The sequence below is a fragment of the Mesobacillus maritimus genome, assembly GCF_023715205.1.
GTDB classification, from domain to species: Bacteria; Bacillota; Bacilli; order Bacillales; family Cytobacillaceae; genus Mesobacillus_B; species Mesobacillus_B maritimus_C.
Map to the genome: position 1 here is coordinate 167,670 of NZ_JAMBNR010000011.1, position 15,800 is coordinate 183,469.

The window sequence follows — 15,800 nt, forward strand, 5'->3', positions numbered from 1 at the left end:
ACAACCACGACGCTTTCATAGCCATCGTGGTTATCTACTAGAACGAAAATCGCTAAAAAGTACGACTCTAAATTAATCCCGCAGGATATTCAATCTACATCCCTTTAAATCTCTACCCTCTCGTTTGTTACCGGCCAAGTTTCTAACTGATAAGCCATTTCCCAAAAAGCGTATTCATATTGACTGCTAATGATGAAATGTTCTTTCATTCGTTCGCGGTCCGTTTCGGTCACATTTTCCGCGATTTTATCTAATCTAGCAATCTGTTCTTCTACTAATGTCCGGAACCATTCACCGCCATAGGCAGCAATCCACTCTTGATAAATCGGTTCCTCCGGCGTACAACCTTTGAGCCTTTCACCAATTTCATAATAAAGCCAATAGCATGGCAAAATTGCAGCGATAATATCACCGATATGACCTGAATAAGCCGCACGGTACATATGTGAAGTATAGGCATACGCAGTTGGTGCTGGTTTGAAATTGCTCTTTTCTTCCTCGGTAATTTCTAATAGCTTCGAAAACTTTTCATGCAGCTGCAATTCTGCTTCATAAGTCCCTTGAGCATGGCTGGCCATGCGGCTTGTTGTATGTAAATCTGGTGATTTGGTTGCCCCTAAAGCTTGCACTCTAGCAAAATGGGATAAATAGTAGGCATCCTGTTGAACGTAATAACGGAAACAAGAAAGCGACAAAGTCCCATCTCCAATCCCTTTTACAAACGGGTGGTTAAAACTTGCTTCCCAAATATGATTAGCAGCTTGACGAAGTTCTTGTGAAAATTTCATTTTAATTCCCTCCAATAATTAATTATTTCTCGTAAAGAAAAAAGTAAAGCTCACCGGCTAGTAAAGGTTCTTCGCAAAAAAACTCTGATCAACGATTAACCTGAATAAATAGTAGTCTATCAACCTTAAGTCTTTGTACATCCCTCCAGACTCCAACCGATATCCATCACAATCTCGTTAAAGGTCAATAAAAAAACCACTTTCCAAAGACAGAAGGAAAGTGGTTTAAATGACAACAAGATACAATCGTTGTTCTCCACTTCCCTACGCTGGTATGAGCCAGATCAGGTTCTAAGGGTCTTAGAGTCATACTCTAATCTCAGCTTTTAGGCGAAAATCTCACCAATAAAGCACCCCTAGTGGTTCGGTTAGATATGTAATTTCCCTTTATCCTAACAGGTTTGTGTGAATTGTCAAGGTTTTCAGATACTTCAATTAAAAAAGAAGGACTTTTCCATGTGGTGGAAAAGTCCTTCTGACTGTTAAGATTGATTTTCAACTGGTGTTAATTCATTTTCCGTAACCCACTTGTGATTGGTAACTTTTTCGGAGTCATCTGTAGGTGTGAAATCAATCATGTAAACCGTTGTTTGTTTTGCTGAAATGATTTCAGCTGTTGCTCCTTTCATGCCTTCCATATGATCTGCATCGAGGATTACTTCGGATCCTTGTCCGTACGGCTGATCGTCGGCATCTTTGATTTCTTCATGAATCACCCATTTATGGTTTTCTACCATCTCTCCACCGGTCGTTGGTGTATACGATACCGTATAGACTGTCGTATCATAAGCGCCGACAATGGTGGCTTCGGCTCCCTTCATTCCCGGCATATGACCTTCTTTAATCACAGCTTGACTTCCGACAGGAAATTTCGGATTTGTTGATTCTTTTAATCCATCAGGAACATCCCCGGACCCTGAATGATTCATATGGGAATGATCTGTTTTCGCTTCGTCGGTATTTTGTTCAGCTTCAGTTGCCTCATTGTTGCTATGTTGCTCCGTTTCGCTTGCATTAGAGTCAGGGGGAGCTTCCTTTTCGGTGTTCCCACAAGCGGTTATAAATAGAACGGTTAGCATTGTGACAAGGACCAGTATCCAATTACTTCGAATCATAGATTTTAAAACCTCCAATGTTGCCTTTTATCAAAATAAAATGGTCACATTAACTTTTATTCCCATTTCTATTCGTTTTAATCGATAATATCTATGAGACCTCATGCGTAGGTTTCTGCACCGACCGTAGAAGTTCCTTTTTAAGTAGAGTTGTAATGGAAAGATAAAGTTCAATGACTGTTAGACAGAGAATCATCCATATTCCACCGTGGATGATGATTTTTTTCATAATCAGAATATAACTAAGCTGACTTTGAATGAAAAAAGTAAACGTATAAAACATCGCAAACGTAAAAATGCGGCTCCACTGGGACACATCATAGACGAAAATTCCTCTTCGAACTCCGTACAACCTGATCCGCTTCACCAAGCGGGCAAGCTCGATTGACTCGACAATGAAAAATAGGATAAAAGCGGAGGTCCAAATTGTTTCTATCATGAACGGATGTGTTGCTTGTGAAAGAATACAGGCCAAGCCAGAAATCGAAAGGGCACCATGGATAATACAATTGGTGTTTTTCCAGTCAGTTTCAATCGCCCATGGGTTGTACCGGTAGCGCCGATAAATGAAAAGAAGACTAATAAAATAGAAAAGCAATCCGACAAGAATCATCATCAAATCAATTGCATCCGGAATGGGTTTATGGAAAGAACTTAACAATAACACTAAGGACTGTGTGCTAACGGTAGTAAGAAAGATAATTCCATGTACTTGATCTTCCTTTTTAGTACGGTAAATTTGATAAAGGGACATTGTCGACACCACCATGTACCCAAGCCATAGTGAAAAGTTTAAAGTGGCAATGACAATTGCTGCTTGTTCCCATTGTGAGACATGACGATTGATTAAAACTCCACAAATGGAACTCGCTGCTACCCAAGTACCGATCCCAAAACGATTCATGATGGTAAGATAATGTAATGAGGTGAACTTGGCTTTAAAGAGTGACCGCCACAAAGAAAAGAAGAAGGCAATCCATAACGCTAGAATGATGCAGATACTATAATGGAAGAGGATAGACTGGGTAAAGCTTGAACGAAAAAAGTTTGAAATCACACCTTGTGTCATGATTCCTAGCGCCATAATCACGGCCATAGTAGATGTTTTTATATAAATATTAAAATAAAGAATGATGAGGATAAAACAAATAGATAGACTAACAAGAAAATAAAGCATGCTTAACCACCTAACGAATTAAATATTTTAAATATTACCATTTATATTGTGAAAATAGGTGAATTTTGCTTAACCCTGAAACTATAGTTGTCAATTTGAAGTGTGGTACACTTATGAAAAACGAAGATTGGTCATAGAGGTGGATATAAAGTGAAAACGGTTCTAGTGATTGGCGGAGGTATTACAGGCTTATCGGCCATGTATGAATTACATAAATGGAAACAGGAAAAAGGTGCGGATGTTCGATTAGTCCTTGTAGAAGCAGGAGAAGAACTTGGTGGAAAAATAACCACCGTTCATCAAAGTGGTTTTATTATGGAAGCAGGGGCGGACTCCATTGTCTCTAGGAAGTTAGAATCACTGTCTTTGGTGGAAGAGTTGGGACTAGAACAAGAAGTGGTTTACAACTCAACTGGAATTTCTTTTATTTATACTGATGGAGAATTAAAGGCCATACCGGCTGATTCTGTATTTGGAATTCCGGCAAGCATCAAATCTTTAGCGGAAACGACGCTAGTTTCAGCGGAAGGAAAAATAGCAGCACTAAAAGATTTTTACACAAAAAACGACCAGTTTACCAAGAATGATTCCGTCGGTGCTTTCCTTGAACATTTTCTCGGGAGTGAATTTGTAGAGAAACAGATTGCTCCGGTTTTATCAGGTGTATATAGTGGAAAATTAACGGACTTAACCATTGCTCCCACGCTTCCGTATTTAATTGACTACAAGGAGAAGTATGGAAGCATCATCAAAGGCTTAGAAGCGAATAAACAGCAATTTAAAGGTGGCGAGCGTAAATTTCTTTCGTTTAAAAATGGCTTAAGCAGCATAATTGAGGCAATCGAAAACCAGTTGGAAGACGTAGAAATCTTTAAAGCCATAAAAGTAAATAAAATTGAAAAAGACAATCAACATTATCGAGTGGAATTGAATAATGGGGAAGTCGTTGAAGCAGATCATGTTGTATTAAGTATCCCGCATACAGCAGCGGAAAAACTGATTGACGATCCAGAACTTACGAAAGGATTCTCCGGACTTCGAAATAGTTCTCTAATCAGTGTATATGTTGGGTTTGATGTCCCAGATCGCATTCTCCCAGCGGATGGTACCGGATTTATTACCGCAAACACAGATGAGCTATCTTGTAACGCTTGTACCTGGACAAGTAGGAAATGGAAGCATACGTCAAAGTCTGGGAACCTTTTGGTAAGATTATTTTATAAAAGCAGTCATCCAGCCTTTGCTTCATTAAAAGAAATGAACAGAGAGGAACTGTTAAAGGCTGCGATGAACGATATCCAAAAAAGTCTAGGTATCGATGCTGAGCCAGTTGCTAGTGAAGTGACCAATTGGTCGGATCAAATGCCCAATTATCTAATCTCACACCCTCAAAGTGTGGCAATGCTTGAACAAAAGTTAGCTGCAGATTATCCAGGCATTCATCTCGCTGGCTGTTCGTATTATGGCGTTGGGATTCCAGATTGTATCGAAAATGGGATCAAAACGGCACAGAAAATCATTCATTTAAATAAGTAAGCCTATAAATCAATCCCCTTTGTTGGGATTGGTCAATAGGCTTTTTTCTATTTTCTAGTTGGCCTCGCTTTTCACGGAAGGGAGGTTTTCTTTTTCTTCGAGTTGGGCATGATTTTTCAACTGTCGTACAATCTTTTTGTATTTCTTCAAAGAGTAACAAGAGCCAGAATAGGTTAAATGCCGACTAGAATCAAACGGAATATAAATGACAGCAAAAATTGGGAAAAAGGTTCTTCGTCGAAATCGCAAGTCTTTCCAAAACACAAAATACCCATTTTTTCGTTTCTGAACATGTGGAAAGGCGTACTTCGTTGATAAAATAAAATCACGAATGGTTTGACTTTCTAAGCTATCTACAACAACATTCGGAAAGTCAATTTGTTTCGCTAGCACATAATCCACCGTAAATTCTTTACGAACATAAACCCCAAATAGATAGTCATTTTCTGTTTCAATTAACACTTTCCATTTCGAAATGGGCTGTTGCGGAATGAGCTTGATTTCGATCGCTTTTTGAAAATACATAGATAGGGTTCTTTTAATTAAGAAAGAGTAGAATTTCCGAAAACCGATGTATAGGAACATAAGCGAATAAATAACCGCAAATACAGTACCTGCTTCATAAAACAAGAGTGATACAAAACCAGCTGCATGGAGAAGCAAAATATAGGTGTCTGTTAGTGGGATGCTATCAAATGAAATCCATTTGGTTGTAAAAGGGCGAAGGGCCTGAGTTCCATAAACATTAAATAGATCGAAGAAAACATGGAGTAGCGTAGCAAGTAAGGTCCAAAAGAACAAATGCGTAAATCCTGATGGTGTAAAGCTTAAATACAAGATACTTGAAAGGGTGAGTGCCAAAAAGGGGAGAATCACAATCGAATGAGACCACCCACGATGATGACGCTTATAAAAACCTTTTCCTTTTAATTTTAACAAATAGTCAAAATCAGGTGCATTTGATCCAAGGATGGTTCCAGCAAGGACGGCTTGCGATAAGACAGGGTTCTCAGCAACAACAGGATCCAGTTGGGCAAGAGCTGCTAAACCAAGGCCAATAATAATATGGGAACCTGTATCCATGCTCATTCCTCCTTTGTAAAGGGTTGTGTGAATTTTGTCGGTAGTGCAGTCTTTTAAATTTAGATAGAGTGTTATGCTTTTGAGGGTTTTAGTGGAAAGGGTATGTGTACTGGTGGGTATAGGGGAGTAGTATGTTAGATTGTTAGACCCCTTCATCATAATTCCTTCTCTTTAACGGGGAATAAAGAGCATGTTAAAAGTAGGTTAAGATTTTCTCAATTCCCGGATTAACTAGCGCTAATGTTAGGTTTATGTAAACTTTCCATTCAAGACAAAGGAAATTCATCTGGTAAGAAGGAATAGTTATGCAAAAATCTTCTTAAAGTGAGGGGTCTGAATGAAAGCATTGCCGACAATTCGCATACCAGTACTCATGAAAATGTGGGAAGAGAATCCGAAAGTTTGGAAGTTTCTTATTGATGTTGGGATCTTGATAAAATATAAAACCATGAAGTCTGAGAAACTCCCTAGTAGAATTGAGTTTCCATCTACTACAGTTCTATATGTGAATCCAGATGAGAATCGTGGGAGGGCTTTGTTGATTAGCGGGGGTGTGACGCAATCTAGAGTGAAGCATTTTTGGGAAAAGGCTGTCCATCGTTATTCGCCAGACTTGATCCTTGATGTAGGTGTGAATTATGGAGAATGCATGTTTTCGACGATTTACCCGAAGCATTGTAAAATCATTGGAATAGAGGCTAATCACCATTTATTGAAATATCTACATCAGTCAAAAGTGGAGCATCCGAATCAGGAACAAATGACAATTATTCATGCGCTAGCTGCTGATAAAGAGGATGAGCAAAAGGACTTCTTTATTGACCGGCATTGGTCGGGGACTTCCTCAGCTTCCTATAAACCAGCACATCAGATGATCGAAACCATCCCTGTGCGGACGATGAAGATTGACTCGCTTCTAAAAGAGGAGAATGGTTTTCAACGAATCCTTTTTAAAGTGGATGTAGAAGGCTATGAAGCATTTGTTTTAAAAGGAATGAGTGAAATTTTAAAGCAATGTCAAGTCGCCATCGGTATGATTGAGTTTAATAGTGTTTATCTCAGTAAGTCCGGGGTAAATCCAGAGGAGTTTTATGACTATTTACAATTCCATTTTAAAATTTATGTCTATATCACCGAATATGATCTTAGAGAAGCTAGCGGTTTATCTTATACAGCTCTTTATAACCTTTTTGAAAAAGACTATATCCATACAGATTTCATTCTTGTCACGGGTAAAGAGCCGAATAAACCGCCTTTTAGCCGCTGAGTCGAACCAGGGTTATTGACAGGCCTAAAAAAAAAACTGCCCAAATCGGTAGTCATCATCCGACTGGACAGCTTTTTTGAGAGATTATCTTTGTTAGGGCTTTAGCCTATAGAAAAATCAATCAGGCTATGCGTGACTAACATTCAGTGGGGGTTAAGAAATCCCCCCGCTGAATGAAGTTTTACTTTTATTCCAACCCTTTTATCGCAATCGTTTTTACTGGAAGGAATTCTTCTCCAGAATCCAGATAGGTAACATCTACAGAATCTTCTGGTTGTAAATAGATTGCCTTCGGGGCATTTTCAGAAGATAGGATGTAGTTTTGCCCATTATCTAACAAGAAGTAGATCATCGTCACGTTCTCGGACTTCTCTTTATAGACACGCACAACTTTACCGCTCACTTGCTTTTCTTCCGCTTTTGAAGTTCCATCAACAGTCCCACCACCACGTTGCAAAGCAGTTTTGTATTGTTTTAAAGCTTCGTTTGGCGTATTTCCGTATACTGAAATCTCAGGGTTGGCAGCTGAAACGATAAAGTAGTTTTGCAAGAATCCGTTGGCATCTAGCACCGGTGTCAACCAGCTTGCTTCACCATAGAAATTATAGAGAATCGGCATTTCGCCATTCCATTTTTTCTCAATGAATTTCTTTTCAATAATTTGTAAAGCTCCTTGTGAATCCATGTACGATTCTTCTAAGTTCCCAGTATAATAGGTGGCTTTTCCTGTTCGAGAATTTGTCAGAGAATAGCCGAGCATTGAGTCAACGCCTTCTTTAGGGCTTGTAAAATCAGTGAAGTAGTACATAACTCCGTTTTCATCAAAGATTGGACTGACGTTTGCTTCTGTCCCTTCATCTGACGGAAGTTTCACGTCAGATTTTCCAAACTTGCTGTTCCAAAAGCCATGAACATAGTTCCCGAAATAGCTATTGTGCAAGCTGACCACTTCTGGAGAAACAGCTCCATCAATAAATGCTGGAACATCATCTAAACTATACATTTCGGTTTTTCCGGAATTAGGCTCCACAAGGACGATTCCTTTCACATCGAACCCATTTCGTCCTGAAATGAAATCTCCATATGAACGGATATAGTACGGTTTCCCTTCATCGTCGATTTCCAATTGAGGTTCTCCATAAAAGATAATCTCTGGATAATGTGTTCGCATATGGCGGTTTAAATCTTTCCCGAAATAAGAAGACGGTGTATACGTCATTTCGGTTTTGATAAAGCGTGGATTATCTGTTGAATCGGTCGCACTAATGGTGAAATATCCTGGCGTGGAGTCTCCGTTCCACCATTTGAAAAATCCAGAAAACTCAACAGGTGCAATGTAAACATAGTCATTGTTTACTTTTTGAATTTGCAAGTTTCCAAGTTCGTAATAACTCGTATTAGGCACTTGACCAAATGCTTTTTTCATTTTATTCCGTGCGAATTGAGGGGGGACGCTTGCTGGTGTTTTTGTTTCATCAAACACTTCGATTTCTGTTTCTTGCACCATATTGGCTACTTCGTATTTCTCATCAGCATTAAATAAAAAAGCCGTTCCTAGATAAATGCTGAAGACAAGACTTGCTAAAAATAAAACTCCTTTCATCATTCTCTCGAAACCAGTGGCAAACAGTGCCCCAGCTGCAGTCACGACTAAGGCTAGTAGCCAAACAGAGGTAAAGTTGCGATCAAGATTTGTGATATAAAAGTATCCGAAGATGAGGGCGGTAAGAATAAGCGCAACTGTTATGAGAAGCCAGCTGTTGGAATTTGCCTCTTTGCTTTCCTTATTCTTTTGCTTCTTCTGTGTAAAAGGAAAAAGAATAAGAGCAGACGCGACACCAATAATAAGTGAAAAGATTAATATAGACCCCATAAAAACTCCCTTTCAAAAATTTGTTAATTTATATACGAATAGTATGGGTTAAAAGTTTCATTTAACGAAAAATACCAAAAACACAAAGGGAAACCCTTTGTGTTTTTGGCTAAATTAGTTTTGATTTCGTTCTTTAATCTTTTGGCGAAGTTGGTTTAATCCCTGCATCAACGCTTCATATTCTGCCAACTCAATTTGACAAGTCTGAATCTCATCGGCAATTTTCATCGTGATAGGTTGTTTTTCTTTATACGCTTTTGGCTGAAGAGTGATATAAACTTTTCGTTCATCTTCCTTTGAACGTTCTTTACGAAGCCAACCATTTGCTTCCATTCGGGTAATCATTGGGTTTAACGTACCTGTTCCTAGGCTTAGTCGTTCACCTAATTCTTTCATTGTTACGTGATCTTTTTCCCACAATGCTAACAGAAGCAAATATTGAGGGTACGTTAAGCCAAATGGTTGCAACGCTGAAGTATAAAGTTTGGTAAATTCATTGGATGTTTGATAAAGAGAAAAACAAAGTTGTTTTTCTAAAGTTAGAAAATCGTTCATTTTCATCTCCACTTACAATTCATTATAGATATTTTGCTAGATCTGCTTCAATCGTACTAGGATCTGTCGTTGGGGAGTAACGTTCAACAACCTTGCCGTTGCGGTCAACTAGGAATTTGGTAAAGTTCCATTTGATCCGGTTCGATAAAAGGCCCCTTTTCTGCGATTTTAAGTAAGTAAACAAAGGATCAGCATTTGGACCGTTCACGTCAATTTTCGCAAACATCGGGAAAGTAACGCCATAGTTTCGTTGACAAAATTGAGTTGTTTCATCAATGTTATCAAATTCTTGATTGTTAAACTGATCGCAAGGGAAACCAAGAACTTCTAAGCCTTTGTCTTGATGCTTATCATAGATTTCTTGAAGACCCTTGAATTGTGGTGTTAGTCCACACTTGCTTGCGGTGTTGACAATAAGTAAAGGTTTTCCTTCATATTCCTTTAATGACTTTTCCATTCCATTCGGTGTTTTTACCGCAAATTCATAAACAGTGCTCATCTAGTTTCCTCCTTAAGATAGGAATTATAAGTAGTTATGAAAATCAGGATGTTTAAAATTAAATCGCCTACGATATAATCATACGCGATTTAATTAATGATGGCAATGCGTTTTTTAATTTTCTACCACATGAAGTAATACTTAATAGATAAAAGTATGGTATGTTTACTTTAAGCCCATTATTTATTGGGCGCTTGAGAGGATGTGAGAGGTATGAACGACCAGCAATCCGAGGAAGTTGTGAAAAACTTGAAAAGGATCGCCGATGCATTAGAACGTTTATCACCACCACCCCAGAAGAAAAACACTGAAACAGTAGAAAAAACAGATGAATCATAGAACAAGCCACTTGAAAAAGCCGCTCATTGCGGCTTTTTGTTTTTTATAAGCTATTAAAGTTTGAGAATAGAGCCTTTTATAAATGCGCATTTATCAATAGGAGTAATTCAAGGGAAAGGACCGTATTCCCGAAGTAAGTAATTCATAGAAAAAAGGGTGGGGTAAATAATAAGGTAATAATATAGTACATTTTTTGCCAACCTAACGAGGATCGGAAAAAAATGGAGGTAAAAGAAGATGAAACAAATTACTACAACAGAACTTGCGCAAAAAATAAAAAACGGTGAAAAAGTAAATGTGATTGATGTGCGTGAAGACGATGAAGTCGCTACCGGGAAAATTCCAGGAGCACATCATATTCGGTTAGGAGACCTGCCTGATCAACTACATAAACTTGATAAGAAAGAACATTATTATATTGCCTGTCGATCTGGTGGAAGAAGCAGCATGGCGTGTGAACTCCTCACATCAAATGGTTTTGATGTAACCAACATGACAGGTGGCATGCTCGCATGGGAAGACGAAGTCGAAAAATAAAATGGAAATAAAATGGGTGGTGCCTGGCACCATCCATTATTTGGGTAAATTGTTTGCTGTTTAATAGTCTCAGCGTTAAAATGAAAAATGCACGATTTAGTTTGAAAAGCACAGAGGAGTGAAACATATGAACGTTAAATTGAACAATGGAGTGGAAATGCCTCAGCTTGGTTTTGGTGTCTTTAAAGTAGAAGAAGGCAAAACGGTTGTTGATGCAGTCAAGAAAGCCATCGAGGTTGGCTATCGCTCGATTGATACAGCTGCTATCTACCAAAATGAAACGGGTGTTGGACAAGCGATTCGTGAATCAGGGGTTCCTCGTGAGGAATTGTTTATTACCTCTAAGGTTTGGAACAGCGATCAAGGATACGAAGCAACTCTTAAGGCATTTGATGCAAGTCTAGAAAAATTAGGATTAGATTATTTAGACTTGTACCTGGTGCATTGGCCAACTCCAGAACAAGATAAATATGTTGACACTTATAAAGCGTTAGAAAAGTTATATGAGGACGGAAAGGTCCGGGCAATTGGAGTTTCTAACTTTAAGGTTCCACACTTAGAAAGAATTTTTTCAGAGTGTAAAGTCAAGCCTGTAGTCAACCAAGTCGAACTGCATCCTTACTTCTCTCAGCTAGAACTAAGAGAGTTTTGCCAAAAAAATGAGATTTATGTAGAGGCATGGGGTCCATTAATGCAAGGTGGAGAAGCACTTACAAACGAAGTGATCGCTAAAATTGCTGAACAACATGGAAAATCTCCAGCTCAAGTGATCCTTCGTTGGCATTTACAAAATCAAATCATTGCGATACCAAAATCCACCACTCCAAGCCGTATCGAGGAAAACTTCCAAGTGTTTGATTTTGAGTTGTCAAAAGAAGAAATGGAACAAATTGATGCCTTAAATCAAGACAAGCGTCAAGGACCCGATCCAGACGAGATGAATGTATACTAAGCTTTTCTTATAATCAGAATGTTATTAAAACTGGAAGGTTCCACCTTCCAGTTTTTTCTTGTCTAAGGGGAAGAAGTGTGCCATAATATTTCGAGTGTAGAAATATTTTATTAGATGTGGATTTATGAATCTTATGTAGATTGATTCGCATTCTTATATATGTTTGGAGAGCGATGAACGTGGAAACGTGGAAACGAAATTTATGGATCTTATGGGTGGGAGTATTTTTTACATCGGCTAGTTTTTCCATGGTCATTCCTTTTTTACCAATCTTTCTTCCTGAGATTGGTGTGAAAGAACATGTGGAAATGTGGTCAGGATTATTATTTAGCGCTGCTTTTTTTGCAGGAGCCATTGCCTCGCCATTCTGGGGAAGAGTTGCGGACCGATTTGGTCGTAAACCCATGATTATTCGGGCGGGATTTTTTCTTTTTGTCATTTATACCTTAACAGCTTTTGTCACCAATCCATATCAGCTTTTAGGCTTACGTATTATGCAGGGGCTATTAACCGGTTTTATCCCAGGTGCGATTGCGTTGATTGGCACAAATACCCCTAACCGAAAGGTAGGATATGCTTTATCAATGATCTCAACTGCCTCTGCTTCGGGCGGGATCCTTGGTCCGCTTCTAGGTGGGGGACTTGCTGAACTAGTCGGAAATCGAATGGCCTTTTTTAGTGCAGGAATGATTGTTTTGACTTCAACCATCCTGATTATCTTTGGGGTAAAAGAAGAAAACTTCACCCCAAGTAAAGAAAAAGGTTCCGTTCGTAATGATTTAAAAATCGCTTGGTCCAACCGTCCCTTGATGTTGGTTTTACTGCTTACTGTGGTAACAAGCTGTTCAATAATGACAATTGAACCCATTCTTCCATTATATATTGTAAGTTTAGGGGGATCTGGAGATAAAACGGCTTTAATTGCCGGTATTGTCTTTTCTCTTCCTGGTATTGCGAGTGCCTTATTTGCTCCGTACTGGGGCAAATGGGCGGATAAAGTGGGTTTCAACCGAGTTCTCATCATCGGGTTATTAGGTGGTAGTCTGGGAACATTCGCACAAATTGTCTTTAGCAATATATATGGATTTTCCATTACTCGTTTTCTTTTCGGTATCTTCTTCTGTGCGGTATTCCCAGCTTTGAATGGTTTAGTTGTTAAATCAACATCGGAAGACTTCCGTGGTAGAGCATTTGGTTTAAATCAAACCGCTACCCAAATTGGTGGAATGGTCGGACCGATGCTTGGAGGATTGATTGGGGGAGTTTTCCCCGCGCAAAGTGTGTTTGTAATGACCGGAGTTTTACTCTTGGCTGCAATGGGGATTGCCTATTGGAAAACCAGTCAGTTCAACCGGACCACAAAAGGGAAAATCCTTGTAGAAAAATAACAGAAGAACTAGACATTAAAACCTCTAAGCTAAAACCTAATCTGTTCTAGCATAGAGGTTTTTTTGTGTTTTAGAAAAGGCGGGTTATTATTCATGCGTTTAACCCTTTGAATGGGATCTCCTAATTCATCACAAACTACTTAAAACTAAAAGAGGAGAGAACGATGAACACAACAAAAATCGATCCTAAAGTTTTATCCTTATTAGAAGATAAAATTCAATTGATAAAAACAACAAAAGGTGCTATTTACTTAGTTGGTCCCATTCGTCTTCCGGTCAATTTATACGGAGAGACAGTGGTTTTTAAATGGTATTGTTGGTTAGATTGTGATGAGGTGACGGAAGAGTTTGAACGAATAATTGACAAGTTATCTTCTATAAACTTAGCTGAGTACCAACAATCAAGTGTATTGGTTTATGGGGACTTTGAATATAGTGACGATGTTATTATCAGAATGCATTCAATTTGTCATACTGGGGACATCTTTGGTAGTAAAAGATGTGATTGTGGGTTCCAACTCAAACAATCCATGAAAATGATTGTCGAGCATGGGACAGGGGCGTTATTTTATTTAGCCAATCATGAAGGAAGAGGGATTGGGTTATTCAGTAAAGCGATGGCCTATATTCTACAAGAAAATAATTACGACACGGTTGAAGCAAATGAAAGTCTTGGATTTGTTGATGATTCACGAAACTATAGTGATGCGATTATGGTGTTAAAAGCTTTACGTTCAAAGCCCGTAACGCTAATGACGAACAATCCGAAAAAGTTAGAAGCGTTAAAACGGGCGGGTTTAGAGGTCTCTGGAAGAAAGCCTTTGTGGGGGGATGTATCTCAATATAACGAGAAATACTTGCAAACAAAAATCAAAAAATCAGGGCACCTACGAGAAGAAACTATTTGTCCAAATGACTAGCACATTTATGTTTAGAGAAATCTTTGTGGCCCCTTTTAATAAGAGGGGCCAATAACATTAGATGATTCTAAGACCTTTATTACCTTCTGTTTTTGGTCAAAAAATACAAAAACCAAACGGCGTGATTTTGTTCGTCGGCTGAGGCGCGATGGAAGGCCTGTTTGATGGTTAGATCTTGCGCTTTATCTACGATATCTAAATAAAAATCAACGGTTTCCTGCTCATCCATAAATGCTGCCTCTAACCCCCTCTTATAGGTATTAGGGCATTCCTCGGTCATCTTCGGAGTTGGTTGTCTCCCTGTTAAACTAGTATAAATTCGCGTAAATTCTTCAAAGTGACGTCTTTCATCCTCACGTATTTCAAGGATCTGATTTCTTTCCTTTTGATTAGGAGCCATTTGAGCCAACTTTTCATAGCAAGCCATTGCACTAAATTCGCCATTTATTGCTTTCTGAATATCTCTTACAAGCTGAGTATTATTTTGAACACGTAAATAGTCATTAGTGTATGGGTTATATGGATGATAATATGGATTTTGATACATGGTTATCGTCTCCCTAGGTAAAATATCATCCTATCCTATGCTTTTAAGGAAAATGAAGTGCGGCACAGTTAAGCCCATTTTTGGGGCAATCATCCATTGGCTATTATATTCGTTACTCTTCCTAATGAGTTCTACTTTCATAACATTATTCTATTAGCAAGGGGGAACAAGAGGGAGGTTATAAAGGAATTGAGAAGTGATAAAAGGCATTTTAAGTACCTCTAAATCCATTGAAGGAAAGTAGAAAAATTTGTGATTTCATTCCTTAGTATCTGCTATGATAATAAAGTAGCGAAGGTTAGATTACATGGTTAGTTAAAACATCTTTGGTTAGTGCTAACTTAATATCTATAAAAATAAAAAGACACAAGGAGAGTTCGATTTGAAGTTTATTAAAATGATCTATTACGGGGCAGCAAAGATAAAGTCTGCAATTCGTGAATTTTTCTGGCTCTTTTTAATATTTATAGGTTTTCCATTAACCACGATTGCCTCTTTCATGAGTGGCATAGATTATATGAAAGATGGAGAACGTACTTTAGGGATTTTTCTTTTTGTCTTTGGGATTGTAATAGCACTCCTTACGATCGGATTTATTTATGGAACCATTTCTGAGTGGAAAGAAAAAATAACGAAGAAAAAGAGTGATTCATCGGTGTGAGAATCATGAACTAAAAGCCATTAAAGACAAGTACAAATTCTGAAAGTGAATGTAAAATATTACCGTTGCTATGGTATAAAGGTTGATGGTATTATGATTTAGCTGCTTCGGTAGCTAGTTAAGAAAACGACACTAACACTTCTTTAAAAAAACTTTTAAAAAGGTGTTGACGAAATTAATGAGATGTTATAAGATATTCCTTGTCGCTGAAAAACGACATTGAAAAATTGTTCTTTGAAAACTAAACAAACAAGCGTCAACAAACAATATTTATCATGTTTCTTCTATTAATATAGAAAAACATGAGCCAACGTTTTTATTATGAGCTTAACTCATACTCTTTATTTGGAGAGTTTGATCCTGGCTCAGGACGAACGCTGGCGGCGTGCCTAATACATGCAAGTCGAGCGGACTGATGGGAGCTTGCTCCCTGAAGTTAGCGGCGGACGGGTGAGTAACACGTGGGCAACCTGCCTGTAAGACTGGGATAACTCCGGGAAACCGGGGCTAATACCGGATCATTCATTTCCTCTCATGAGGAAATGCTGAAAGACGGTTTCGGC

Annotated in this window: 16 protein-coding genes, 1 rRNA gene and 1 riboswitch; of the genes, 9 read left to right on the forward strand and 8 right to left on the reverse strand. The window is 38.5% G+C overall.

The window, feature by feature from the left end; genetic code table 11:
* Positions 1–104: 104 nt before the first annotated feature.
* The 3 genes from tenA to M3182_RS16900 all read right to left on the reverse strand — a co-directional run bounded on the left by tenA (position 105) and on the right by M3182_RS16900 (position 3,080).
* Positions 105–788 carry a thiaminase II gene (gene tenA, locus M3182_RS16890; RefSeq protein WP_251426154.1) on the reverse strand — a complete coding sequence of 228 codons (684 nt, stop codon included), beginning with the start codon at positions 786–788 and terminating at the stop codon, positions 105–107.
* Positions 789–1,032: 244 nt separating this feature from the next.
* Positions 1,033–1,156: riboswitch (TPP riboswitch) on the reverse strand.
* 114 nt (positions 1,157–1,270) lie between these two features.
* Positions 1,271–1,903 (reverse strand): DUF1541 domain-containing protein, encoded by a 633-nt coding sequence (locus M3182_RS16895; RefSeq protein WP_251426155.1) that lies wholly within the window; start codon positions 1,901–1,903, stop codon positions 1,271–1,273.
* A 91-nt stretch (positions 1,904–1,994) separates the two neighbouring features.
* A complete protein-coding gene (locus M3182_RS16900; protein ID WP_251426156.1) occupies positions 1,995–3,080 on the reverse strand; it encodes a TDT family transporter in 1,086 nt (361 codons plus the stop codon).
* Between the two features lie 150 nt (positions 3,081–3,230).
* Here M3182_RS16900 and hemG point away from each other — a divergent pair, with 150 nt between their 5' ends.
* Positions 3,231–4,616, forward strand: a complete 1,386-nt coding sequence (hemG, locus tag M3182_RS16905) for a protoporphyrinogen oxidase (RefSeq protein WP_251559144.1) — start codon at positions 3,231–3,233, stop codon at positions 4,614–4,616.
* Positions 4,617–4,670: 54 nt separating this feature from the next.
* Here hemG and M3182_RS16910 read toward each other — a convergent pair whose 3' ends face one another.
* Positions 4,671–5,699: a metal-dependent hydrolase gene (locus tag M3182_RS16910; protein WP_251559146.1), complete on the reverse strand. Its 1,029-nt coding sequence runs from the start codon at positions 5,697–5,699 to the stop codon at positions 4,671–4,673.
* A gap of 337 nt (positions 5,700–6,036) precedes the next feature.
* On the opposite strand from M3182_RS16910, the gene M3182_RS16915 reads away from it, so the two are divergent.
* Positions 6,037–6,966 (forward strand): FkbM family methyltransferase, encoded by a 930-nt coding sequence (locus M3182_RS16915; RefSeq protein ID WP_251559148.1) that lies wholly within the window; start codon positions 6,037–6,039, stop codon positions 6,964–6,966.
* A 187-nt stretch (positions 6,967–7,153) separates the two neighbouring features.
* On the opposite strand, the gene M3182_RS16920 is transcribed toward M3182_RS16915, so the two are convergent.
* From M3182_RS16920 to M3182_RS16930, 3 genes are all read right to left on the reverse strand, one after another.
* Positions 7,154–8,839 (reverse strand): MFS transporter, encoded by a 1,686-nt coding sequence (locus M3182_RS16920; protein ID WP_251559150.1) that lies wholly within the window; start codon positions 8,837–8,839, stop codon positions 7,154–7,156.
* A gap of 114 nt (positions 8,840–8,953) precedes the next feature.
* The gene (locus M3182_RS16925) at positions 8,954–9,394 is read right to left on the reverse strand and encodes a MarR family winged helix-turn-helix transcriptional regulator (protein WP_251426161.1); all 441 of its coding nucleotides are present in this window, start codon (positions 9,392–9,394) and stop codon (positions 8,954–8,956) included.
* 22 nt (positions 9,395–9,416) lie between these two features.
* The gene (locus M3182_RS16930) at positions 9,417–9,893 is read right to left on the reverse strand and encodes a glutathione peroxidase (protein ID WP_251559152.1); all 477 of its coding nucleotides are present in this window, start codon (positions 9,891–9,893) and stop codon (positions 9,417–9,419) included.
* Between the two features lie 213 nt (positions 9,894–10,106).
* Here M3182_RS16930 and M3182_RS26220 point away from each other — a divergent pair, with 213 nt between their 5' ends.
* From M3182_RS26220 to M3182_RS16950, 5 genes are all read left to right on the forward strand, one after another.
* On the forward strand, positions 10,107–10,232 hold the full coding sequence (locus M3182_RS26220; RefSeq protein ID WP_285868559.1) for a hypothetical protein: 126 nt from the start codon (positions 10,107–10,109) through the stop codon (positions 10,230–10,232).
* Positions 10,233–10,469: 237 nt separating this feature from the next.
* Positions 10,470–10,769 (forward strand): rhodanese-like domain-containing protein, encoded by a 300-nt coding sequence (locus tag M3182_RS16935; protein WP_251559153.1) that lies wholly within the window; start codon positions 10,470–10,472, stop codon positions 10,767–10,769.
* A 127-nt stretch (positions 10,770–10,896) separates the two neighbouring features.
* Positions 10,897–11,721: an aldo/keto reductase gene (locus M3182_RS16940; RefSeq protein ID WP_251426164.1), complete on the forward strand. Its 825-nt coding sequence runs from the start codon at positions 10,897–10,899 to the stop codon at positions 11,719–11,721.
* Between the two features lie 179 nt (positions 11,722–11,900).
* The gene (locus M3182_RS16945) at positions 11,901–13,109 is read left to right on the forward strand and encodes an MFS transporter (RefSeq protein ID WP_251426165.1); all 1,209 of its coding nucleotides are present in this window, start codon (positions 11,901–11,903) and stop codon (positions 13,107–13,109) included.
* A 164-nt stretch (positions 13,110–13,273) separates the two neighbouring features.
* Positions 13,274–14,029 (forward strand): GTP cyclohydrolase II, encoded by a 756-nt coding sequence (locus M3182_RS16950; protein ID WP_251426166.1) that lies wholly within the window; start codon positions 13,274–13,276, stop codon positions 14,027–14,029.
* A gap of 79 nt (positions 14,030–14,108) precedes the next feature.
* On the opposite strand, the gene M3182_RS16955 is transcribed toward M3182_RS16950, so the two are convergent.
* A complete protein-coding gene (locus M3182_RS16955; RefSeq protein WP_251426167.1) occupies positions 14,109–14,576 on the reverse strand; it encodes a ferritin-like domain-containing protein in 468 nt (155 codons plus the stop codon).
* Positions 14,577–14,958: 382 nt separating this feature from the next.
* Here M3182_RS16955 and M3182_RS16960 point away from each other — a divergent pair, with 382 nt between their 5' ends.
* On the forward strand, positions 14,959–15,237 hold the full coding sequence (locus M3182_RS16960; protein ID WP_251559155.1) for a hypothetical protein: 279 nt from the start codon (positions 14,959–14,961) through the stop codon (positions 15,235–15,237).
* Between the two features lie 342 nt (positions 15,238–15,579).
* A 16S ribosomal RNA gene (locus M3182_RS16965) occupies positions 15,580–15,800 on the forward strand; the annotation flags it as partial.